Genomic DNA, 21,046 nt, shown 5'->3' on the forward strand with positions numbered 1-21,046 from the left:
GAAGTGTCCTTCAGAAAATGTCGCTATCGGATCAACCGCTTCATTTCAGAAAGACGGTTGCCAACTGACCTAAAACGAGCTTCAGGGCGCGCGCATCACCAACGTCTACGAGAAGAACGTCACGATCAACCAGACCACCGTCAACAACGTCAGCTACAATGGCGGCCGCGGCGGCATCGAGGTGCGGCCGACTCCGGCCGAACGTGCGGTCGCCAAGGAACAGCATTTCGCGGCGACGCCGTTGCAACGCAAGCAGGTCGAGACCGCAAGCCAGGATCCGAGCCTGTTCAAGCGGACCAACAACGGCGTGCCCGCCGTCGCCGCAACGGCGCGACCCGGCGAGTTGAAGGGACCGGGCGTGGTCCGCGCGCGGCCGGCCGGCGAGGTGGTGCCTGCCAACGCTGCACGGCCGGCAGCCGGGGAGCCGGCGCGGCCAGGCGCCGCAACCGCACCGGCTGACTCCCATGCGCTCCCCGTGCCGGGCAAGGAGCTTCCGGCGGCGCATCCGTCCGCTCAGGAGACCAAGCCTGCGGCCGAGGAGAAGCGCGCAACTCCCGAGACGAAGGTTGAGCCGCATCCCGCCGCACCGGCGCCTGCCGAATCCCATGCGCTTCCGGTCCCCGAGAAGGGGATTGCGGCGCATCCGCCCGCCGAGGTGAGCAGGCCTGCGGTCGAGGAAAAGCGCGCAGCGCCTGCCGCCGAGCCGAAGGTTGAGCCGCGGCCTGCAACGGAAGCGGCGCGTCCTGCCGCACCGGAGAGGCGGCCTGAAGAGGTGCGCAAGGAGGAGCCGCGGCCCGAGCCTGCCGCGAAGCCGGTCGCGCGGCCGGAGCAGGTAGCAAGGCCTGAAGCACGACCGGAGCCTGCGGCAAGGCCGGAAGCGCGGCCGGAGACCATGGCACGCCCTGAGGCGCATCCGCAGCCGGCGGCACGGCCCGAGCCGCACGTTCAGGCCGCGCCGCACGTTCAGGCGCCGCCGCATGCTGCGCCGGCCGCAGGTCACCCCGCAGAGGAGAAGCGGCAGGAGCAACGCTGAGGTAAGATCGCGCTCCGCCGGCTCGTTCCGGCGGAGCGCGCACTCTCTTCTGCCCGCGCGCAGGCGATCATCACTGGAGGTCGGTCATGGCACAGAGTCACGGTGGCAGCGGACAGCTTGACGACGGCAAGCCACGCCTGAGCGAGGACGATATGCAGCGAGCCCTGCTTGGCCCGCGGGGTGTGCCGGGCAAGCCGGATCCCGCCAGGATGACGCCGCAGCAGAAAAAGAACATGCCGAACTATCTCGATCCCGGACATACCTCGTAGCGGGCCGCGATCTGAGCGCATGCTGCGTCGCCCATTGCCGGGCGATGTGCGAGCGCACTTGCAAATCGGCTGCTTTTGCGCCCTCATGATTGCAGGTGCACTCACGGTGTTGCGGAGCAGGTTGTGAGAAATCCGTACGAGGTTCTTGGCGTTGCCCCGACGGCGTCCTCGGCCGATATCCAGAAGGCCTATCGAAAGCTGGCGAAGAAGCTGCATCCGGATCTCAATCCGGGTGACAAGGCGGCTGAAGAAAAATTCAAGGAAGTCGCTGCGGCGAACGATCTGCTCTCAGATGCCGACAAGCGCAAGCGCTTCGACGCCGGCGAGATCGACGCTGATGGCACCGAGCGGCCGCAGCATCGCTACTACCGGGATTTCGCCACCGCGGATGGGGGGCATTCCTACGCCGACAGTTCCGGTTACGCCGATTACATGGACCAGGACGACGCGTTCGCCGAGCTGCTACGCCGCACCGAGCAGGCGCGTGCCAACCGGCGCGGCCGCGACCTGCACTACAGCCTTGTGATCGATTTCGCAGAATCGATCGCCGGCGCGAGCAAGCGCCTGGCGCTTCCCGATGGCGGCACGCTCGATGTGACGATCCCACCGGGACTGATCGACGGTCAGGTCATTCGTCTGCGCGGCAAGGGCATGCCCGGCACCGGCAAGGGCGGCCCCGGCGACGCGCTGATCGAAGTGGAGATCAGGCCCGATCCGCGCTTCACCCGCGAGGGCGATGACATTTCGCTGGAATTGCCGATCTCGCTGTCAGAGGCGGTGCTCGGCGGCAAGGTCAACGTTCCGACGCCGACCGGCGCCGTGACCATGACGGTTCCGAAAGGCTCGAACACCGGCACGACGCTGCGGTTGCGCGGAAAGGGCGCGCCCCGGGCCGGCGGTGGTCATGGCGATGAGTTCGTCAAACTCAAGGTGGTCCTGCCCAAGGGACCCGATCCCGCGCTCGAGGCGTTCGTGTCGAACTGGGATCGCAAGGGATTCAATCCACGCGATGATGGTGCATCATGAACAAGCAGCAGTTCCTGATCGATGCGGGTCTGGAGGTGCAGACCCTGGAGTTCTGGATCGAGCAGCAATGGCTCGTTCCGGACGAGACGACGCACGAGATCAGCTTTTCCGACACCGACCTGGCGCGCGCGCATCTGATCCGGGATCTGAAAGGTGATTTCGGCGTCAACGACGAGGGGATCGACGTCATCCTCCATCTGGTCGACCAACTGCACGGCCTGCGCCGGGCGTTCGAAGAGTTGCACAAGGATATCGCGTCATCGCCGCGCTAGCCGCCTCGCTTACGGCGAACCTCGGTCCCGGGAGACGATCATGACGGACAAGCCGACGCCGCTGGCCCATGGCGAGATCGACGTTCTGATCTTGCAGGCGCTGGTGCGCAAGCTGATCGCAAAGGGCGTGCTGACGCCGGACGACGTCCGCGCGATGTTGTTCGAGGCCGCGAAAAATCTGGACCTTGTCGGCAGCGAGCTGACGACGGAAGCCGCCAACATCATCGTGCAGGAAGACCTGGCGCCGGCATTCCTCGGCGGTTGATTTCGTCAGGTCTGGCCGCTGCGGTTGGAGACCAGCCGGATTTGCGTGATCTGGTCGGCATTGCCGGCAAGATAGGCCTGCGCGTCGCGCACGAGACGCTCGATCGCCGCGGCGTCATAGCTCGGATGACGGGTGTTCAGATGCAAATCGGTCTCGATCTGCATCACATTGGTGGTGGCCTCGGCGCCGAGCTCGATCGAGAACGACACCAGCGAAACGTGCGGGCTCTTGAACGCCATGTCTTGATCTCCTTTCGTCGCGCTGTGGACGCCGTTACCTCAGGCCGCAGAATCTTCCCGCGCGGTTGCCGCATCTTGTGCGGCAACGCCAGAGTGTCTGCGGTCGAGCTCCTCGATCATGCCGCGGGCAATCTCGCGCTCGCCCATGATCACGATGTCGGCCCCGAGGCCCTTCAGATGATCGACCTCGGCGTCGGAATGCGCGCGCGCGATGATCCGGATGGCGGCATTCGCCACGCGGGCCTGCTCGACGATCTGTCCGGCCTCGAACGCTTCGGGAATGGCGATCACCAGCGATCGCGCGCCGGCGGGATTGGTCGCGCGCAGCACGCTGGCGCGCGCGGCGTTGCCCATCAGGGCTTGGATGCCGCGCTGCCTGAGCTTTGCGACCATGTCGTCGGATGCCTCGACCGCGAGGAACGGCGCGTTGCGCTGATGCAGCGCATCGCCAACGATGCTGCCGACCCGGCCGTAGCCGACCAGGATGGTGTGATCCTGCAAGTCGGTGATCGGGATCGGTTCAGCGGTTTCAACGGTTGGCGAGGAAGCCTGCGGCTTCTCGAGCCGCGAGGTCAGCCAGTCGACCACCGCGAACACCAGCGGGTTGAGCATGATCGAGAAGATCGCGCCGGCCAGGATCAGGTCGCGGCCGGCCTTCGGCAGCAGATTGAGCGCAACGCCGAGCTCGGCCAGGATGAAGGAGAATTCGCCGATCTGGGCAAGGCTCGCCGAGATCATCAGGGCGGTCGCCATCGGGTGACGGAACAGCAGAACGATCACGAGCGCGGCGAGCGACTTGCCGACCACGATCACGAACAGTGTCGCGAGAAACGGCCAGGGTTCGCGCACCACGCTGAGCGGATCGAACAGCATGCCGACCGAGACGAAGAACAGCACCGCGAATGCGTCGCGCAGCGGCAGGGTCTCCTGGGCGGCGCGCTGGCTCAGCGGCGATTCCCGCAGCATCATCCCGGCAAAAAAGGCGCCGAGCGCGAGCGACACCCCGAACAGCTTGGTCGCGCCGAACGCGATGCAGAGCGCGATCGCAAGCACGGCCAGCCGGAACAGCTCGCGCGAACCGGTATGCGCGATGTAGTGCAGGGCCCATGGGATCAGCCGGCGTCCGACCACCAGCATCAGCGCGATGAACACGGCGATCTTGACCAGCGTCAGCACCAGCACGCCGGTCAGCCCAAGCCCGAAGCGGGTGGCGAGCGGGTCGGAGGTGAGGGCCGCGCCGTCGCCGCCCTGGAAGCTCGCGACCGCCGGGAACAGCACCAGCGCGAGCACCATGGCGAGGTCCTCGACGATCAGCCAGCCGACCGCGATCTTGCCGCGTTCGGTGTCCATCAGGCGGCGCTCCTGCAATGCGCGCAACAGCACGACGGTACTTGCGACCGACAGCGCGAGCCCGAACACCAGCCCGGCACCGACGGTCCAGCCCATCACCAGCGCGAGGCCGAGGCCCAAGAGTGTGGCGACCGCAATCTGCGCAATGGCGCCGGGCACCGCGATCGCGCGCACCGACAGCAGGTCGTTCAGCGAGAAATGCAGGCCGACGCCGAACATCAGGAGAATGATACCGAGCTCCGCGAGCTCGGTTGCCAGCGCCTGATCGGCGACGAAGCCGGGCGTGAACGGACCGACGGCGACACCCGCGAGCAGATAACCGACCAGTGGCGGAACCCGAAAGCGCTGGGCGATGGTTCCGAAGACGAAGGCGAGTCCGAGGCCCGCGACGATGGTCGCGATCAGAGGTGTGTCATGCGGCATTTCGCCTTGTCGCACAGCATGGTTGACGGTGCACCGCGACCATTTGAGGCGCGGCATTCCGCGCGCGGAATGGTGATCTATTGCTCATGGCGTGAGCATATGATCTCATGCCGGGATGGATCCGCGGCTGCCCAAGACCGATCTGGTCATCTTCGACTGCGACGGCGTGCTCGTCGACAGCGAGGAGTTGAGCTGCCGCTGCCTCGCCGGGGCGATGGCGAAGGCCGGCATCGAGATGAGCACCGAGCGGGCGCTCGAACTCTTCCTCGGGCGCAGCACCACGGCCCTGATCGATTATTGCCGGGGCGTGGGCAAGCCGTTGCCTGCGACCTTCCTGCCCGAATTGGCGCACCAGGTGCGCGAGACCTTCCGCTCGCGGCTCAAGCCGATTGCGGGCATCGCCGCCGTGCTCGCGGAATTGCACCTGCCGTATTGCGTCGCCTCATCGAGCGATCTTGACCGCGTGAGGTTCTCGCTGGAGCTGACCGGTCTTGCGGCGAGCTTCGGACAGCGGCTCTATACCGCGCAGATGGTCGAGCGTGGCAAGCCGGCGCCGGATCTATTCCTGTTTGCCGCCGGCAAAATGGGAGCCGAGCCGCGCCGCACGCTTGTCATCGAGGACAGCGTCAGCGGGGTGACGGCGGCAAAGGCCGCTGGCATGAAAGTGTGGGGATTTGTCGGCGGCGCCCACTATCGGTTGACGGACGGCAGTGCTCTGCTGAAGCAGGCCGGGGCGGATCGAATCTTCGCCGCGATGACCGATTTCTGGAACGAAGGCTGACGTACGATCATGGCTGCGCCCGACAACGAAAAGTCTCGCCTTGACGATGCGGCGCGCGCCGGCTGGCTGTATTTCATCGCGGGCCACACCCAGGACGAGATTGCAAAAATGCTGCAGGTGTCGCGCGCCTCGGCGCAGCGCCTGGTGTCGCTGTGCCTTGCCGAGCGGCTGATCACGTTTCGTCTCGAGCACCCCATTGCGGCCTGCATGGAGCTCGCGTCCCGGCTGAAGGCGCGGTTCGATCTGGTGCATTGCGACGTCGTGCCATCGGATCCGGCGGCGCCGCTGTCGAATGCCGGGATTGCGGAGCGCAGCGCCAATCTGCTGGAGCTGACGCTGCGCTCGGAGACGCCGGTCATCGTGGCGCTCGGCACCGGCCGCGCGGTGCGCGCCGCGGTCGAGCGGGTCTCGCCGATCGAGCGGCCCGATCATCAGATCGTCTCGCTGGTCGGCAACATCTCCGCCGACGGCTCGGCGAGCTTCTACGACACGGTCGGACGGCTCGCCGACCGCACCGGTGCACGCCATTACCCGATGCCGCTGCCGTTCCTGATGTCGAGCGAGGACGAGCGCAACCGCATGATCCGCATCGATCCGATCGCGCGGGTGAGGGCGGTCGCCGCCAAGGCCGATCTGCGCCTGATCGGCATCGGCCAGATGGACCAGAAGGCCCAGGTCCATGTCGACGGCTTCGTCACCCGCGAAGAATTGCTGGAGATGATGCGGCTCGGCGCGATCGGCGAGGTGACCGGCTGGGCCTATGACGCCAAGGGCCGCCTGATCAAGGGCGGCACCAACAAGCGCCTGACCAGCATTCCGCCGCAGATCCCTGCGGTGTCGACCACGATCGCGGCGGCCGTCGGCGCCGCCAAGGTGCCGTCGATCAAGGCTGCGCTGGCGGGCCGGGTGATCAACGGCCTCATCACGGATGAGGCCACCGCACGCGCGGTGCTGGATCGCTAGGCGCTGTATCAGTCTATTCGAAGCGAACCACGCGCTACGCTTCGCCTCGCCCCGCGCGCGGGGAGAGGCCAGAACGCATCGTCAGATGCGTTCCGGGTGAGGGGGAGTCTCCGCGCATTCCTTTGATTTCGTATGCGCGGAGAGAGCCCCTCACCCCAGCCCTCTCCCCGTAAGAACGGGGCGAGGGAGCGCCGTCCCGTTGCCGTCGCGATGCTAGCCGCCTTCCCAGGCGCTGTCGCCTCCCTTCACCTCCGCACAAACCTCCATCCCAGGCTGCAGTGGAACCCGCAATCGCGCGGGACGGCGTAGTCGCGTGCTTGACAAATTTTAACGACGGGTTGAACATACGCTCAACACGTGGGCATATGCTCAACGTGACATAAGGGAGGTCACCTTGAAAAACGTCCTTTGCGCCGTTGCGGGCGCGGCTGCTCTTTTGATCTCTGCCCCCTCGATCGCCCAGACCACGTTGACGGTGGCGACCGTCAACAACAGCGACATGATCCGCATGCAGGGGCTCACCAGCGAATTCACCGCGAAGAACCCCGACATCACTGTCAAATGGGTGACGCTTGAGGAGAACGTGCTGCGCCAGCGCGTGACCACCGACATCGCCACCAAGGGCGGCCAGTTCGACGTGCTCACCATCGGCACCTACGAGGTGCCGATCTGGGCCAAGAAGAGCTGGCTGGTGCCGCTCGACAAGCTCGGCGCTGACTACGACGTCAACGACCTGCTGCCGAAGATCAAGGATGCGGTCTCGGTCGACGGCAAGCTCTACGCCGCACCGTTCTACGGCGAGAGCTCGATGGTGATGTACCGCACCGACCTGTTCGACAAGGCCGGCCTGAAGATGCCGGAAAGCCCGACCTGGGACTTCGTGGTCGATGCGGCCAAGAAGCTGACCGACAAGTCGGGCGGCGTCTACGGCATCTGCCTGCGCGGCAAGGCCGGCTGGGGCGAGAACATGGCGTTCCTGACCGCGATGTCCAACTCGTTCGGCGCGCGTTGGTTCGACGAGAAGTGGGAGCCGCAGTTCAATTCGCCGGAATGGAAGAAGACGCTCACGACTTATGTCGACCTGATGAAGCAGGCCGGACCTCCCGGCGCCTCATCCAACGGCTTCAACGAGAACCTCGCGCTGTTCAGCGCCGGCAAATGCGCGATGTGGATCGATGCCACGGTGGCGGCGTCCATGGTGACCAACCCGAAGGATTCCAAGGTTGCCGACAAGGTCGGCTTCGCGCTGGCCCCGAACACCGGGCTCGGCAAGAACGCCAACTGGCTGTGGGCATGGAGCCTCGCGATCCCCGCCGGCTCGAAGAAGGTCGATGCGGCCGAGAAGTTCATCGCCTGGGCGACCAGCAAGGATTACACCAAGCTCGTCGCGTCGAAGGAAGGCTGGTCCAACGTGCCGCCCGGCACGCGCACTTCGCTGTACAAGAACCCCGATTATCTGAAGGTCGCGCCCTTCGCCAAGCTGACCCTGGCCTCGATCGACGCCGCCGATCCGAACAAGCCGACGGTGAAGCCGGTGCCTTACGTGGGCGTGCAGTATGCGGCAATCCCTGAATTCCAGGGCATCGGCACCCAGGTCGGCCAGCAGTTCTCGGCCGCGCTGTCCGGCTCGACCACCGTCGATGCGGCGCTCACCGCTGCGCAGTCCGTGACCGAGCGCGAGATGAAGCGCGCGGGCTACATCAAATAAGCCACGCCCAGACAAAGCCAGGGCGCAGCACGCGCCTTGGCCGCCCGACCTAGCTCAAACCTCCCGAGCTGGGCTACTTGCGACCATCCTGTCCCGCAGCGGGATGGTCGCTCCTTTCGAGAGAAGGAGGCGGGGATGGCGACCCAGCAGACCCAACTGCTCGCACGCACGTTGCTCACGCCCGCCGTGGCGCTGCTGTTCATCTGGATGATCGTGCCGCTGGCGCTCACGATCTACTTCGCGACCCTGCACTACAACCTGCTCGATCCCGGCTCCGAATCCTTCGTCGGGCTGGAGAACTTCCGCTACTTCCTGACCGATCCGGCTTTCCTCGCTTCGTTGCAGAACACCCTGGTGCTGGTCGGCTCAGTGCTCGCGATCACGATCATCCTCGGCGTGCCACTGGCGCTGTTGCTCGACCAGCAGGTGGTCGGGCTCTCGATCGTCCGGCTGATGGTGATCGCGCCGTTCTTCGTGATGCCGACGGTGAGCGCGCTGGTCTGGAAGAACCTGTTGATGCATCCGGTGTCGGGCCTGTTCGCCTGGATCGCGCATCTGTTCGGGCTGCCGGCGATCGACTGGTTCAACGATGCGCCGCTGTTCTCGGTGATCCTGATCGTCTCCTGGCAGTGGCTGCCGTTCGCGACCCTGATCCTCTTGACCGCGCTGCAATCGCTCGACGAGGAGCAGAAGGAAGCGGCCGAGATGGACGGCGCGAGTGCGATCTCGACTTTCATCTACATCACGCTGCCGCACCTGGCGCGCCCGATCACGGTGGTGATCCTGATCGAGACCATCTTCCTGCTCACGGTGTTTGCCGAGATCTTCGTCACCACCGGCGGCGGCCCCGGCCTGCAGACCACCAACATCGCCTTCCTGATCTATTCGCAGGCGCTGATCCAGTACGACGTCGGCAGCGCGTCGGCGGGCGGCCTGGTCGCGGTGGTCCTCGCCAACATCGTGGCGTTCTTCCTCGTTCGCATCGTCGGCCGGAATCTGGAGGCGTAACGTCATGGCGCGGATGGTCACGACACGGAACAAGGTGATCTCGACGGCGGCGGCCTGGCTGGTCGGCTTCCTGATCTTCTTCCCGATCCTCTGGATGGTGCTGGCGAGCTTCAAGACCGAACTTGAGGCCTTCGCCATCCCGCCGTCGTTCCTGTTCTTCCACTGGACGACGGAGAACTACGTCACGGTGCAGGAGCGCAGCGACTACCTGCACCACGCGCTCAACTCGATCATCATCGCCGGCGGCTCGACGCTGATCGCGATGCTGATCGCAATTCCGGCCGCATGGTCGATGGCGTTCTCGCCGACCAAGCGGACCAAGGATGTGCTGCTCTGGATGCTGTCCACCAAGATGATGCCGCCGGTCGGCGTGCTGGTGCCGATCTACCTGATCTACCGAACGTTCGGCCTGCTCGATACCCGAAGCGGCCTGATCTTCATCCTGTGCCTCGGCAATCTGCCGATCGTGATCTGGATGCTGTTCACCTATTTCAAGGAGATCCCGAAGGACATCCTCGAGGCGGCGCGGATGGACGGCGCCACGATCGGGCGCGAGCTGATCTATGTGCTGACCCCGATGGCCGTGCCGGGGCTCGCCTCGACCTTGCTGCTCAATCTGATCCTGGCGTGGAATGAGGCGTTCTGGACCCTCAATTTGTCGACCCTCGAGGCCGCGCCGCTCACCGTGTTCATCGCATCCTATTCCAGCCCGGAAGGATTGTTCTGGGCGAAATTGTCGGCGGCGTCGACGCTCGCGATCGCGCCCATTCTCGTGCTCGGCTGGTTCAGTCAGCGGCAGCTCGTCCGCGGCCTGACCTTCGGCGCGGTCAAGTAGCAGAAAGGCTTTCGCCATGGGTCAGATTACGCTGCAGGGTGTGCAAAAATCATTCGGGCCGGTCCACATCATCAAGGGCGCCGACCTCGAGATCACGGACGGCTCCTTCGTCGTCTTCGTCGGTCCGTCGGGTTGCGGCAAGACCACGCTGCTGCGGCTGATCGCCGGGCTCGAGGACGTCACCGGCGGCGCCATCCTGATCGACGGACGCAACGTGGTCGATGTGCCGCCGGCCAAGCGCGGGCTGTCGATGGTGTTCCAGTCCTACGCGCTCTATCCGCATATGAGCGTGCGCGGCAACATTGCGTTCGGCCTGAAAATGGCCGGGGTCGCCAAGGACGAGATCAACCGCAAGGTCGAGGCCGCCGCGGCCACCCTCAACCTGACGCCCTATCTCGAGCGCAAGCCGCGCGAGCTCTCCGGCGGCCAGCGCCAGCGCGTCGCGATCGGGCGCGCCATCGTGCGCGAGCCGAAGGCGTTCCTGTTCGACGAGCCGCTGTCGAATCTCGACGCCGCGCTGCGGGTGCAGATGCGGCTCGAGGTGACGCGATTGCAGAAGCAGCTCGGCACCACGGCGATCTACGTCACCCACGACCAGGTCGAGGCCATGACCATGGCCGACAAGATCGTCGTGCTCAACGGCGGCAAGATCGAGCAATATGGCTCGCCGCTCGAGCTCTATGAGAAGCCTAACAACCTGTTCGTTGCAGGCTTCATCGGCTCGCCGAAGATGAATTTCGTCACCGGCGAACTCGCCAAGCAGCAGGGCGCGACCACCATCGGGGTGCGGCCCGAGCATTTGAAGGTCGAGCGCGACGGGCAGGGCGGCTGGCAGGGGACGGTGGCGGTCGCCGAGCATCTCGGCAGCGACACCTTTCTCTATGTCGATGCCGGACCGCTCGGGATGCTGACCGCGCGCTATGTCGGCGAGCTCGACCTGCATCCCGGCGACAAGGTGTCGCTGATCCCGGATCCGGCGCGCATCCATCGTTTCGACGACAGCGGAAAGTCGATCCACGCGTAAGGAAGAAGAAAATGTATCTCGAGAAATTCAGGCTCGGCGGCAAGACCGCCATCATCACCGGCGCCGGTCAGGGCATCGGGCTCGCCTGCGCCGAGGCACTGGCGGAGGCCGGCGCCAAGGTCGTCATCGGCGACCGCGACGCCAAGGCGGCCAATGACGCGCAGGCGGCGCTGAAGGCCAAGGGTTTTGACGCCGATATCGCGCTGATGGACGTGACGGATTCCGGGCGCGTCTCCGCGGTCGCCGACGAGCTGGTCCGCAAGTACGGCAAGGTCGATATCCTCGTCAACAATGCCGGCATCGCGCGCAGCGAGACCCCGGCCGAGACGGTGACCGACGAGCACTGGCTCAACGTCATCGATGTCAATCTGAACGGCACCTTCTGGTGCTGCCGCGCGTTCGGCAATCACATGCTGAAGGCGAAGTCCGGCACCATCGTCAATGTCGGCTCGATGTCCGGCTTCATCGTCAACAAGCCGCAGGAGCAGTGCTTCTACAATGCATCCAAGGCCGCGGTGCATCATCTGACCAAATCGCTCGCCGCCGAATGGGGCGCGCGCGGGGTTCGCGTCAACGCCGTGGCGCCGACCTATATCGAGACCCCGCTGAACGCCTTTGTGAAGAACAGCCCGCGAATGTACGACGCCTGGATCGGCGGAACCCCGATGGCGCGGATGGGGCAGGTCGACGAGATCGCCTCGGTGGTGTTGTTCCTGGCCTCCGAGGCGGCGAGCCTGATGACCGGAAGCATCGTTCTGGTCGATGGCGGCTACACTTGCTGGTAAGCTTGCGCCGGAAATAACGGAGCGGCCATGCGGCAAGCCTATATCGGGGTGGACGTCGGGAGCACCAGCGCCCGGGCGGGGGTATTCGACGAGGCCGGCAAGCTACTGGGTTCGGCCCGGCATCCGATCCGGGTCTGGCACGAGCCGGGCGATATCGTCGAGCAATCGTCCGATGACATCTGGGCGGCCTGCGTGACGTCCGTGCGTCACGCGATGCGGGAGGCAGCGGTCGCCGCCGAGCAGGTCAAGGGCATCGGTTTCGATGCGACCTGCTCGCTGGTCGTGCTCGACAGAGCAGGCCGGCCGCTCACCGTCAGCCCGTCCGGCGATCCCGCGCGCAACGTCGTGGTCTGGATGGACCACCGCGCGATGGATGAGACCGAATTCGTCAACGCGACCGGCGATCGCGTGCTGCGCTATGTCGGCGGCGCCATCTCGCCGGAGATGGAGATCCCGAAGATCCTCTGGCTGAAGCGGCATCTGCCCGCGACCTTCGAGGCCGCCGGGCATTTCTTCGATCTCGCCGACTATCTCTCGTTCCGCGCCTCCGGCTCGCTGGCGCGCTCGACCTGCACGGTCACTTGCAAATGGACCTATGTGGCGGGTGAGGGCGGCTGGAGCGAATCGTTCCTGAAGCGGGTCGGGCTCGAGGCGCTCGCAGCGGATCGCTTCGCCCGGATCGGCACCGAGATCGTGCCGCCGGGCTCGCCGCTCGGCCGGGGTTTGTCGGAAGATGCCGCGCGCGATCTCGGCCTGGTGCCGGGAACCGCGGTCGGCGCCTCGCTGATCGATGCCCATGCCGGCGGCGTCGGCGCGATCGGCGGCCGTGATGGCTCCGGCGCCGACGTCGATGTCTGCCAGCGATTGGCCTACATCATGGGGACGTCGGCTTGCATCATGGCGACGACCGTCGATCCTTGCTTCGTGCCCGGCGTCTGGGGCCCCTATTTCGAAGGCATGGTGCCGGGCTTCTGGCTGAACGAGGGCGGTCAATCCGCGGCGGGTGCCGCGATCGATCATCTGCTCAAATCGCATCCGGCGCATGCCGAGGTTTTACTTGCCGCGAAGCACGACGGCGTCGATGTCATCGAGTACCTCGAAAAGCGCATCCTGGCGCGCAGCGGCAATGCCGGCGCGGCCGCGCTCCTCGCGCGCAACGTTCACGTTCTGCCGGAATTTCTCGGCAACCGTTCGCCCTATGCCGATCCCGGCTCGCGCGCCGTGATCGCGGGGCTTGATCTCGACACCGACGTGTCGGCGCTGGAGCGGTTGTTCATCGCCGGCCTGTGCGGGCTGGCCTATGGCCTCGCCGACGTCATCGAGGCGCTGCAGGCCCACGGCGTCAGCGGCAAGACCATCGTGATCGGCGGCGGCGCCAGCCGCAGCCCCCTGGTGCGCCAGATCATGGCCGACACCACCGGCTACACGGTAGCGTTGCCGCAGACGCAAGAACCCGTCCTGCTCGGCGCCGCCATGCTGGGCGCGGTCGCCAGCGGTGCGCACAACTCGATCAATGCGGCGATGGCCGGCATGTCGGCGCTCGGGCGGTTGAGCGAGCCGACCAGGCCCGAGCTTGCCGATTTCCATCGCAAGAAGCGCGGCGTGCACAAGATGCTGCGTCAGCTTGATCGCGACAGCCGCGAGGCGATGAAGCGGGCGCCCGGTGCGGCGCCGGGTTGAGGTGTTTGCATGCTGCTGAGTTGCGGAGATGCCTTGATCGATTTCCTGCCGTCGCGGACGGCGGATGGACGCGAGGCCCTGACGCCCGCCGTTGGCGGCTCCTGTCTCAACATCGCGATCGGCGCCGCCCGGCTCGATGTTCCCACCGGCTTTGTCGGTGGCATCTCTACCGACACGTTCGGCAGGATGATCGCCGATCATGCCACGGATTCCTGCGTCGATCTCAGCCGCGCGACGCGCAGCGATCGCCAGGCCACGCTCGCCTTTGCCCGCGTGACCGGCACCGAGACGCAATACGCGTTCTATGACGCCGACACCGCATCGCGGAACTGGACCTATCGGCGTGAGGCGATCGCGCTTGACCGCGTCACGTGCCTTCATACCGGCTCGACCACGCTGGTCCATGACAAGGGCGCAGCCGAGACGCTGGCCTTTATCGAAGATGCGCGGACGAACGCGACGATCTCACTCGATCCGAACTGCCGGCCGAACCTCGTCAAGGACAAGGACGCCTATCGCGCCCGCATGCTGGCATTCTGCGGCAAGGCCGACATTGTAAAAATGTCCGACGTCGACTTCGCCTATCTGTTCGGCGATCAGGCCTATGCTGCGCGGGCCGAGGCGCTGCTGTCCGGCGGGGCGTCGCTCGTCGTCATTACGCGCGGCAATGATGGCGCCTGTGCCTGGCATCGCGAGGCCGGACCGATCGAGGTCGCATCGCCGGCCGTAAAGGTCGTGGATACAATCGGCGCCGGCGACAGTTTTCAGGCCGCGCTGCTCGCCGCATTGCATCGGCTGGATCGGATCGCGCGACAACGTCTGCGCGAGATCAGCGCGGCCGAGCTCACGCGCGCGCTGTCCTTTGCCTGCAAATGCGCCGCCTTCACCTGCACGCGCGCCGGCGCTGATCCGCCGCGGAGCCGGGAGTTGCCCGCGGACACCTGGTAGCTGCTCCACAGCAGAAAAGACCTCGCGTCACAGCCGCGCAACGACCTTCTCGGCGCTCTTGAGGAAATTTGGGATCAACGGGCTGGAGGAATCGCGCCGCCAACAAGCCGCGATCTCGATCGTGTCGGCGATGTCGACAAAGCGCCGGAACGCGATGCCGGGTGGCGCGCCGAGCTTGGCGCAGGCCGGCAGGATCGCGAGCCCTTCGCCGGCGAGCACAAGGCTGAGCGCCGAGTGCACGGTCTCCACCCGGCTGACGATCGGCATCACGACCTGATGCCGGCGCAGCATCGCCGATACCGCCGACGAGGTGGGCTCCTCCGGCCGCGGCAGGGCGATGAGCGGACGTCCCTGCAATCTGCTGACCGGTACCGCAGGGAGGCGGGCGAGCGGCGAGCGGGCCGGCATCGCCAGCATCAGCGGCTGCGTGCCGATCTGGGCGACCTGGATTTCCGGGTGATGGATTGCTGGCATGCACAGAGCCACGCTGACGGCGCGGTCGAGCAGCAGCGTCTCGCGGGTCGATGCGGAAAGCTCCACGAAATCGAGATCGACGCCGGGCAGCGAGCGGCGCAGCTCTGGCACTAGGCGCGGCAGCACCGCGCTCGCCAGCACGAACATGTAGCCGACCGAGAGCCGTCCGCGCTGTCCGGAGGCGATCGCGCGCGCCGCCTCGACGCCTTCCTCGGCCAGCGCCAGCGCCTCGCTCGCCCGCGACAGCAGCGCGAGACCGGCCTCGGTCAAATCCATGCCGCGCGTGCCGCGACGGAACAGCGGCGTGCCGAGCTCGGCCTCGAGCTTGCGGATCTGTACCGACAGCGGCGGCTGGGCCATCCGCAGCCGCTCGGCAGCCTTGCCAACGCTGCGCTCCTCAGCCACGGCCACGAAGTAACGAAGCCGACGCAAATCCATAGACATACCGAAAATGTATGGGTTGGCCTTTAAATTCGTATTGGACGCCGAGTTAACATGGGGGGCATTCTGCCTGTCAACGCGGTCGAACGTGCTGGCCGGCTTTTGGAGCGTGTTTGGGGATGAGCGGAGATCCATGTTTGCTCCCGGCGATCGAATTGCGCGCGCGCATCGGCGCCAGGGAAATATCTCCCGTTGAGGTGACGGCTGCGGTGCTGGCCCGCGCCGAGCGGCTGCAACCCGAATTGAACTGCTTCATTACGCTGTGCGTTGATGAGGCGATGGCGCAGGCGAAGGCCGCGGAGCGGCAGGTCATGGCCGGCGAGCCGCTCGGCCTGCTCCACGGCATCCCGTTCACCGTGAAGGACATCGTCAGCACCAAAGGCGTACGCACGACCTTCGGTGCGGTGCCGTACCGGAACAATGTGCCCGATCATGACGCCGTGGCGGTAGCCCGGCTCCGTGCGCAGGGCGGAATATTGATCGGCAAGACCACGACGCCGGAGTTCGGCAGCAAGTGCCTGACCGACTCGCCGCTGTTCGGCCGCACCCGCAATGCGTGGAGCGCCGATCGCTCCAGCGGCGGTTCCAGCGGCGGCGCGGCGGTGGCGGTCGCAAGCGGCATCGCGCCGCTGGCGGTTGCGACCGATGGCGGCGGCTCGACCCGGATTCCGGCGGCCTGCAACGGCGTGGTCGGGATCAAGCAGAGCAACGGCGTGATCCCGCACAGCCAGGTGCAGGACGCGTTCGGCAACCAGACCTATGTCACGCCAACCACCCGCACCGTCGCCGACACCGCGTTGATGATGCAGGCGATGGCCGGCGAGGATCCGTCTGATCCCTGGTCGATTGGCGTGCCGGTGCCTGACTATCTCGATCGCGCGACGCCGCGCGGCGATCTCCGGGGCAGGCGGGTGCTGTACTGCCTGTCGCCGCCGGGCCGCCCGGTGACATCGGACGTCGCCGCTGACTTCAAGGCGAGCCTCGACCGGCTGGCCAGCCTCGGTGCTGAACTCGAGGAATTCTCCGGTGAAGGATTCGACATCGAGCCGATCTGGCGAGCCATCAATCACACGGTCTGGCGCACCCGCTTCGAGAAGCTCGCGGCCGATCATCCCGATGACCTCAGCCCCACCTTCCTGAAGCAGCTCGCGCTCGCCGCAAAGGTCAGCGGCGTCGAATACCAGCAGGCGATGTTCAACCGCACCGCGCTGTTCCGCCGCGTGCAGTCGCTGCTTGCGCGCGGCGACCTGCTGGCGATGCCGACCCTGACCCGCACGGCGCTGCCGATCGATCAGGATCTGTTCGGCACCATCGACATCGATGGCCAGAGCTTCGACAGCGTGCGGCCGCACTGGTTTCCCTGGACCATGCTGTTCAACATGACCGGGCATCCCGCGGTCAGCATTCCCTCCGGCTTCGGCCGCGACGGCCTGCCGATCGGCCTGCATCTGGTCGGCCGCTTCCGGGCCGACGCGGACCTGCTGCGCGTTGCGGCGCTGTTCGAAGAGGCGAGCGATCTGCTCGGCCGCTGGCCGGCGCTGAAATCATGAATGACGCGGCGAAGGGCTTGCATTCGTTCGCGAACATGTTGAAACCTGCGGCCTGTTCCTTACCCTTCGGGCGGGCATGAGCGTATTCTTCCTGCGGCGGATCCTGACCTTGGTGGCGACGCTGTTCGCGGCCTCGCTGATCATTTTCCTGGTGCTCGACGCGTTGCCGGGCAATGCCGCACAGATGCTGATGGGCGCCGACGCCTCGCCCGATGCGGTGCGCGCGCTCACCGTCAAGCTCGGGCTCGACCAGCCGCTCACGGTTCGCTATTTGCTCTGGATCAAGGGCATGGCGGTCGGCGATCTCGGCAACAGCTATGTCTATGGCACGCCGGTGGCCGGCCTGATCGCGGAGCGGCTGGTGCTGACCATCCCGCTCGCGATCATGTCGATGCTGATCACGGTGGTGCTGGCGCTGTCCGCCGGCATCTACACCGCGGCCAACCACAACAAGATCGGCGACGTCGGCGTGATGTCGCTGACCCAGATCGGCATCGCGCTGCCGAATTTCTGGTTCGCGATCCTCTTGATCCTGCTGTTCTCGGTGAAGCTGCAATTGCTGTCCGCCGGCGGATTTGCCGGCTGGGATGACGGCATCTGGCTCGGGATCCGCTCGCTGCTGCTGCCCGCGATCTCGCTCGCCGTGGTGCAGGCCGCGATCCTGGCCCGCGTCACCCGCTCGGCGGTGCTGGAGGTGCTGCGCGAGGATTTCGTCCGCACCGCCCGCGCCAAGGGGCTCGGCAAGCGCGAGGTCTTGTGGCGCCATGTGCTGCGCAACGCCATGATCCCGGTCATGACTGTCATGGGCCTGCAATTCGCCAACCTGCTGGCCGGCACCATCGTGATCGAGAACGTGTTCTATCTGCCCGGCCTCGGCCGGCTGATCTTCCAGTCGATCGCCAACCGCGACCTGATCGTGGTGCGCAACTGCGTGATGCTGCTCGCCGCGATGGTCGTGACAGTCAATTTCGTGGTCGATGTGCTCTATGCCTTCATCGATCCGCGCATCAAGGTCGCCAACCTGTGAGCGCGCCGCTGACCGCATCCGCCACAGCGGCGATCGCACCGGGCGCGCGGCCGGCGACCGGCTTCTGGCGCCGCGCGCTGCGCCATCGCAGCTTCGTGCTTGGTGCGGTGCTCAGCCTGCTCGTGCTCGGCGCGGCGCTGCTGTCGCTGGTCTGGACGCCGTGGTCGGCCTACGACATCGACGTCGCCTCGAAGCTGCACGCGCCGTCGGCGGCGCACTGGCTCGGCACCGACGTGCTCGGCCGCGATATCGTCTCGCTGCTGCTGGTCGGCGCGCGCTCCACCATCATGGTCGGCGTCATCGCCGTCGGCATCGGCCTGACCTTCGGCGTCGGCCTCGGCCTGATCGCGGCGGCTCGCAAGGGCTGGACCGAGGAGCTCATCATGCGGATGAGCGACTTCGCCTTCGCTTTCCCGGCCGTGCTGTCGGCCATCATGCTGGCCGCGGTCGCGGGTCCGGGCATGGTGACCTCGATCACCGCGATCGGCATCTTCCAGATCCCGACCTTCGTCCGCGTCACCCGCGGCTCGGCCAATGCGATCTGGGCCCGCGAATTCGTGCTGGCCGCGCGCGCCGCGGGAAAGGGCTCGGTCCGCATTACCATCGAGCATGTGCTGCCGAACATCCTGTCGATCCTGATCGTGCAGGCGACGATCCAGTTCGCGCTCGCGATCCTCGCCGAGGCCGCGCTGTCCTATCTCGGGCTCGGCACCCAGCCGCCGCAGCCGTCCTGGGGCCGCATGCTCAACGATGCGCAGACCCTGCTGTTCCAGTCGCCGATGCTCGCGGTCTATCCCGGTGTTGCGATCGCGATCGCGGTGCTCGGGCTCAACCTGCTCGGTGACGGGTTGCGCGATCTGCTTGATCCCCGTCTGGCGCGGGAGCGTTGAGCATGCGTGAGGTAGGCGTGCCGCTGATCGAGGTGAAGGACCTGGGTGTCCGGCTCAACACCAGCCGCGGCCCGGCGCAGGCCGTCCGCGGCGTCAGCTTCGCGCTTCGCCGCGGCGAGACGCTAGGCCTGGTTGGCGAATCCGGTTGCGGCAAGTCGGTCACGGCACTGGCCCTGATGGGGCTGCTGCCCGACAGCGCTGTGATCAGCGGCAGCATCCGGCTCGAAGGCGCAGAGCTCGTCGGCCTGCCTGACACGGCTTATTGCAAGCTGCGCGGCAACCGCATCAGCATGATCTTCCAGGAACCAATGACCGCGCTCAATCCGATGCACACGATCGGGCACCAGGTCGCCGAGCCGCTGCGGCGTCATACCGGTGTCTCGGCAACAGAGGCGCGGCTGGAAGCCATTGCCTTGCTCGATCGCGTCGGGCTGCCCGATGCAGCGAAGCGGGTCGATGCCTATCCGCACCAGTTTTCCGGCGGCCAACGCCAGCGCATCACGATCGCGATGGCGCTCGCCTGCCAGCCCGACGTGCTGATCGCCGATGAGCCGACGACCGCGCTCGACGTCACGATCCAGGGCCAGATCCTCGATCTGATCGCCGATCTCGTCGCGGAGCGCGGCATGTCGATGATCCTGATCTCGCACGATCTCGGCGTGATCGCCGAGAATGTCGAGCGCATGATGGTGATGTATGGCGGCACCGTCGTCGAAAGCGGCGAAACTAATGCCGTGTTCACGCGGATGGGCCATCCCTATACGCAGGGCCTGTTCCGCGCCCGCCCACGGCTCGGCGCACGCAAGGGGACGCGGCTCACGACCATCGCCGGCACCGTGCCGGAGCTGGCTGACCTGCCCGCGGGCTGCACCTTCGCCGATCGCTGCGCGATCGCCGAAGCGCGTTGCCGCGCGGCGCTGCCGGCCGTCGTCGATGTCGGCGCGGCGCATGGCGTGCGTTGCATCAGGACCGACGTCTCGATGGCGGCCGGGGGCGTTGGCACATGACTGTGCTCGATCAGCCTCAGCCCGCGCCCGCGACGCCGCTGCTCGAGGTGACGGACCTCGCGCAGCGCTACACCCTGCCGCGTGAAAGCCTGTTCAAGCCCGCAGCGCAGGTGCATGCGCTCAATGGCGTCACGGTGCGGGTCATGCCGGGCAAGAGCCTCGGCGTCGTCGGTGAGTCCGGGTCGGGCAAATCGACCTTTGCGCGGCTGGTGATGGCGCTGGAGCGGCCGTCGTCGGGGCAAGTCGTCATGATGGGCCGCGACCTCAACCGGATGCCGCCGGACGAACTGCGCCACGCGCGCCGCGATTTCCAGATGGTGTTCCAGGATCCCTATGGCTCGCTCGATCCGCGGCAGACCATCGCGCGGATCGTGGCCGAGCCGCTGACTGCGCTCGGGCGGATCGATCGCGGCAGCCTGCGCGAGCGCGTCGCCACGGCACTGCGGCAGGTCGGATTGCGCGATGCCGACATGGACAAGTTCCCGCACGAATTCTCGGGCGGTCAGCGCCAGCGCATCGCGATCGCGCGGGCGCTGATCACCCAGCCGAAGCTGATCGTTGCCGACGAGCCGGTCTCGGCGCTCGATGTCTCGGTGCAGGCGCAGGTGCTCAATCTGATGCAGGACCTGCAGGACGAGTTCGGCCTGAGCTACATCCTGATCAGCCATGACCTCGCGGTGGTCGATCTGCTCTGCGACGAGATCGCGGTGATGTATCTCGGGCGGATCGTCGAGCAGGGCCGGCCTGCCGATCTGTTCGCCCACAGCGCACATCCTTACACGCGCGCGCTGCTGGATGCGGTTCCGCGCGCCCGGGCAGGTGGCGTCCGGCGCCGCCGCGGCGCGCAGGCGATCGGCTCGCAGGCGTCCGCTGTGACCGGCTGTCCCTACGCGCCGCGCTGCCCGCTCGCCGACCAGCATTGTCGCGAGACCGCGCCTGCGCTACGCAGCGTGGGAGACGCCCATCTGGCTGCCTGCCATTACGCCGAATCCGTGATGACGTTGCCGCCAGTGGTCGCGGAGGCCGGTTAGTCTATTGTGCGGGACCA

Annotated in this window: 22 protein-coding genes; 19 read left to right on the plus strand and 3 right to left on the minus strand. The window is 66.3% G+C overall.

The genetic code is table 11. The annotated features are described in order from the left end of the window. Positions 1-181 precede the first annotated feature (181 nt). The 5 genes from JQ573_RS35090 to JQ573_RS35110 all read left to right on the plus strand — a co-directional run bounded on the left by JQ573_RS35090 (position 182) and on the right by JQ573_RS35110 (position 2,865). Positions 182-1,033 carry a hypothetical protein gene (locus JQ573_RS35090; RefSeq protein WP_212319350.1) on the plus strand — a complete coding sequence of 284 codons (852 nt, stop codon included), beginning with the start codon at positions 182-184 and terminating at the stop codon, positions 1,031-1,033. Between the two features lie 86 nt (positions 1,034-1,119). Continuing rightward, the gene (locus JQ573_RS35095; protein WP_092116659.1) at positions 1,120-1,302 is read left to right on the plus strand and encodes a hypothetical protein; all 183 of its coding nucleotides are present in this window, start codon (positions 1,120-1,122) and stop codon (positions 1,300-1,302) included. Positions 1,303-1,425: 123 nt separating this feature from the next. Further along, positions 1,426-2,328, plus strand: coding sequence for a DnaJ C-terminal domain-containing protein (locus JQ573_RS35100; RefSeq protein WP_212319352.1), 903 nt, complete (start codon positions 1,426-1,428; stop codon positions 2,326-2,328). Then, entirely contained in the window at positions 2,325-2,600 is a 276-nt protein-coding gene (locus tag JQ573_RS35105) for a chaperone modulator CbpM (protein ID WP_092116655.1), read from the plus strand. Before JQ573_RS35100 ends, JQ573_RS35105 begins: the two co-directional genes overlap by 4 nt. 40 nt (positions 2,601-2,640) lie before the next feature. Then, positions 2,641-2,865, plus strand: coding sequence for a hypothetical protein (locus JQ573_RS35110; protein WP_021081495.1), 225 nt, complete (start codon positions 2,641-2,643; stop codon positions 2,863-2,865). Positions 2,866-2,870: 5 nt separating this feature from the next. Here the strand turns inward: JQ573_RS35110 and JQ573_RS35115 are convergent, their stop codons facing one another. Together JQ573_RS35115 and ybaL are read right to left on the minus strand one after the other, a co-directional pair. Beyond that, complete coding sequence (locus JQ573_RS35115; protein ID WP_212319354.1) at positions 2,871-3,104, minus strand: hypothetical protein; 234 nt, start codon at positions 3,102-3,104, stop codon at positions 2,871-2,873. Positions 3,105-3,143: 39 nt separating this feature from the next. Then, complete coding sequence (gene ybaL / locus JQ573_RS35120; protein WP_212319356.1) at positions 3,144-4,877, minus strand: YbaL family putative K(+) efflux transporter; 1,734 nt, start codon at positions 4,875-4,877, stop codon at positions 3,144-3,146. A 115-nt stretch (positions 4,878-4,992) separates the two neighbouring features. Here ybaL and JQ573_RS35125 point away from each other — a divergent pair, with 115 nt between their 5' ends. From JQ573_RS35125 to JQ573_RS35165, 9 genes are all read left to right on the plus strand, one after another. After that, complete coding sequence (locus JQ573_RS35125; RefSeq protein WP_212319358.1) at positions 4,993-5,658, plus strand: HAD family hydrolase; 666 nt, start codon at positions 4,993-4,995, stop codon at positions 5,656-5,658. Positions 5,659-5,667: 9 nt separating this feature from the next. Next, positions 5,668-6,621, plus strand: a complete 954-nt coding sequence (locus tag JQ573_RS35130) for a sugar-binding transcriptional regulator (RefSeq protein WP_212319360.1) — start codon at positions 5,668-5,670, stop codon at positions 6,619-6,621. 394 nt (positions 6,622-7,015) lie between these two features. After that, entirely contained in the window at positions 7,016-8,329 is a 1,314-nt protein-coding gene (locus JQ573_RS35135; RefSeq protein ID WP_212319362.1) for a sugar ABC transporter substrate-binding protein, read from the plus strand. Between the two features lie 135 nt (positions 8,330-8,464). Beyond that, complete coding sequence (locus JQ573_RS35140) at positions 8,465-9,337, plus strand: carbohydrate ABC transporter permease (protein ID WP_171947724.1); 873 nt, start codon at positions 8,465-8,467, stop codon at positions 9,335-9,337. Positions 9,338-9,341: 4 nt separating this feature from the next. Further along, on the plus strand, positions 9,342-10,172 hold the full coding sequence (locus JQ573_RS35145; protein WP_092116645.1) for a carbohydrate ABC transporter permease: 831 nt from the start codon (positions 9,342-9,344) through the stop codon (positions 10,170-10,172). Positions 10,173-10,188: 16 nt separating this feature from the next. Continuing rightward, the gene (locus tag JQ573_RS35150) at positions 10,189-11,196 is read left to right on the plus strand and encodes an ABC transporter ATP-binding protein (protein WP_212319364.1); all 1,008 of its coding nucleotides are present in this window, start codon (positions 10,189-10,191) and stop codon (positions 11,194-11,196) included. An 11-nt stretch (positions 11,197-11,207) separates the two neighbouring features. After that, the gene (locus JQ573_RS35155; protein ID WP_212319366.1) at positions 11,208-11,981 is read left to right on the plus strand and encodes an SDR family NAD(P)-dependent oxidoreductase; all 774 of its coding nucleotides are present in this window, start codon (positions 11,208-11,210) and stop codon (positions 11,979-11,981) included. 27 nt (positions 11,982-12,008) lie between these two features. Then, on the plus strand, positions 12,009-13,661 hold the full coding sequence (locus JQ573_RS35160) for an FGGY-family carbohydrate kinase (RefSeq protein WP_212319368.1): 1,653 nt from the start codon (positions 12,009-12,011) through the stop codon (positions 13,659-13,661). Between the two features lie 9 nt (positions 13,662-13,670). Continuing rightward, positions 13,671-14,609 (plus strand): carbohydrate kinase, encoded by a 939-nt coding sequence (locus tag JQ573_RS35165; RefSeq protein ID WP_212319370.1) that lies wholly within the window; start codon positions 13,671-13,673, stop codon positions 14,607-14,609. Positions 14,610-14,636: 27 nt separating this feature from the next. On the opposite strand, the gene JQ573_RS35170 is transcribed toward JQ573_RS35165, so the two are convergent. Then, the gene (locus tag JQ573_RS35170) at positions 14,637-15,521 is read right to left on the minus strand and encodes a LysR family transcriptional regulator (protein ID WP_212319372.1); all 885 of its coding nucleotides are present in this window, start codon (positions 15,519-15,521) and stop codon (positions 14,637-14,639) included. 122 nt (positions 15,522-15,643) lie between these two features. Between JQ573_RS35170 and JQ573_RS35175 the strand changes: the two genes are divergently transcribed. From JQ573_RS35175 to JQ573_RS35195, 5 genes are all read left to right on the plus strand, one after another. Further along, complete coding sequence (locus JQ573_RS35175) at positions 15,644-17,074, plus strand: amidase (RefSeq protein WP_212319374.1); 1,431 nt, start codon at positions 15,644-15,646, stop codon at positions 17,072-17,074. Positions 17,075-17,150: 76 nt separating this feature from the next. Beyond that, positions 17,151-18,101: an ABC transporter permease gene (locus tag JQ573_RS35180; protein ID WP_212319376.1), complete on the plus strand. Its 951-nt coding sequence runs from the start codon at positions 17,151-17,153 to the stop codon at positions 18,099-18,101. After that, on the plus strand, positions 18,098-18,991 hold the full coding sequence (locus JQ573_RS35185; RefSeq protein ID WP_212319378.1) for an ABC transporter permease: 894 nt from the start codon (positions 18,098-18,100) through the stop codon (positions 18,989-18,991). Before JQ573_RS35180 ends, JQ573_RS35185 begins: the two co-directional genes overlap by 4 nt. A gap of 2 nt (positions 18,992-18,993) precedes the next feature. Next, positions 18,994-19,998, plus strand: a complete 1,005-nt coding sequence (locus JQ573_RS35190) for an ABC transporter ATP-binding protein (RefSeq protein WP_212319380.1) — start codon at positions 18,994-18,996, stop codon at positions 19,996-19,998. Beyond that, positions 19,995-21,029, plus strand: coding sequence for an ABC transporter ATP-binding protein (locus tag JQ573_RS35195; protein WP_212319382.1), 1,035 nt, complete (start codon positions 19,995-19,997; stop codon positions 21,027-21,029). Before JQ573_RS35190 ends, JQ573_RS35195 begins: the two co-directional genes overlap by 4 nt. Positions 21,030-21,046 lie beyond the last annotated feature (17 nt).

Origin of the sequence: Bradyrhizobium sp. AUGA SZCCT0105 (genome assembly GCF_018129565.1) — a bacterium.
Taxonomy (GTDB): domain Bacteria; phylum Pseudomonadota; class Alphaproteobacteria; order Rhizobiales; family Xanthobacteraceae; genus Bradyrhizobium.

Coding starts and splice junctions, on each gene's coding strand:
- JQ573_RS35095 (WP_092116659.1), top strand. CDS start 1,120: ATGGCACAGAGTCACGGTGGCAGCGGACAGCTTGACGACGGCAAGCCA.
- JQ573_RS35105 (WP_092116655.1), top strand. CDS start 2,325: ATGAACAAGCAGCAGTTCCTGATCGATGCGGGTCTGGAGGTGCAGACC.
- JQ573_RS35110 (WP_021081495.1), top strand. CDS start 2,641: ATGACGGACAAGCCGACGCCGCTGGCCCATGGCGAGATCGACGTTCTG.
- JQ573_RS35115 (WP_212319354.1), bottom strand. CDS start 3,104: ATGGCGTTCAAGAGCCCGCACGTTTCGCTGGTGTCGTTCTCGATCGAG.
- ybaL (WP_212319356.1), bottom strand. CDS start 4,877: ATGCCGCATGACACACCTCTGATCGCGACCATCGTCGCGGGCCTCGGA.
- JQ573_RS35125 (WP_212319358.1), top strand. CDS start 4,993: ATGGATCCGCGGCTGCCCAAGACCGATCTGGTCATCTTCGACTGCGAC.
- JQ573_RS35130 (WP_212319360.1), top strand. CDS start 5,668: ATGGCTGCGCCCGACAACGAAAAGTCTCGCCTTGACGATGCGGCGCGC.
- JQ573_RS35140 (WP_171947724.1), top strand. CDS start 8,465: ATGGCGACCCAGCAGACCCAACTGCTCGCACGCACGTTGCTCACGCCC.
- JQ573_RS35145 (WP_092116645.1), top strand. CDS start 9,342: ATGGCGCGGATGGTCACGACACGGAACAAGGTGATCTCGACGGCGGCG.
- JQ573_RS35150 (WP_212319364.1), top strand. CDS start 10,189: ATGGGTCAGATTACGCTGCAGGGTGTGCAAAAATCATTCGGGCCGGTC.
- JQ573_RS35155 (WP_212319366.1), top strand. CDS start 11,208: ATGTATCTCGAGAAATTCAGGCTCGGCGGCAAGACCGCCATCATCACC.
- JQ573_RS35160 (WP_212319368.1), top strand. CDS start 12,009: ATGCGGCAAGCCTATATCGGGGTGGACGTCGGGAGCACCAGCGCCCGG.
- JQ573_RS35165 (WP_212319370.1), top strand. CDS start 13,671: ATGCTGCTGAGTTGCGGAGATGCCTTGATCGATTTCCTGCCGTCGCGG.
- JQ573_RS35170 (WP_212319372.1), bottom strand. CDS start 15,521: ATGGATTTGCGTCGGCTTCGTTACTTCGTGGCCGTGGCTGAGGAGCGC.
- JQ573_RS35175 (WP_212319374.1), top strand. CDS start 15,644: ATGAGCGGAGATCCATGTTTGCTCCCGGCGATCGAATTGCGCGCGCGC.
- JQ573_RS35180 (WP_212319376.1), top strand. CDS start 17,151: ATGAGCGTATTCTTCCTGCGGCGGATCCTGACCTTGGTGGCGACGCTG.
- JQ573_RS35190 (WP_212319380.1), top strand. CDS start 18,994: ATGCGTGAGGTAGGCGTGCCGCTGATCGAGGTGAAGGACCTGGGTGTC.
- JQ573_RS35195 (WP_212319382.1), top strand. CDS start 19,995: ATGACTGTGCTCGATCAGCCTCAGCCCGCGCCCGCGACGCCGCTGCTC.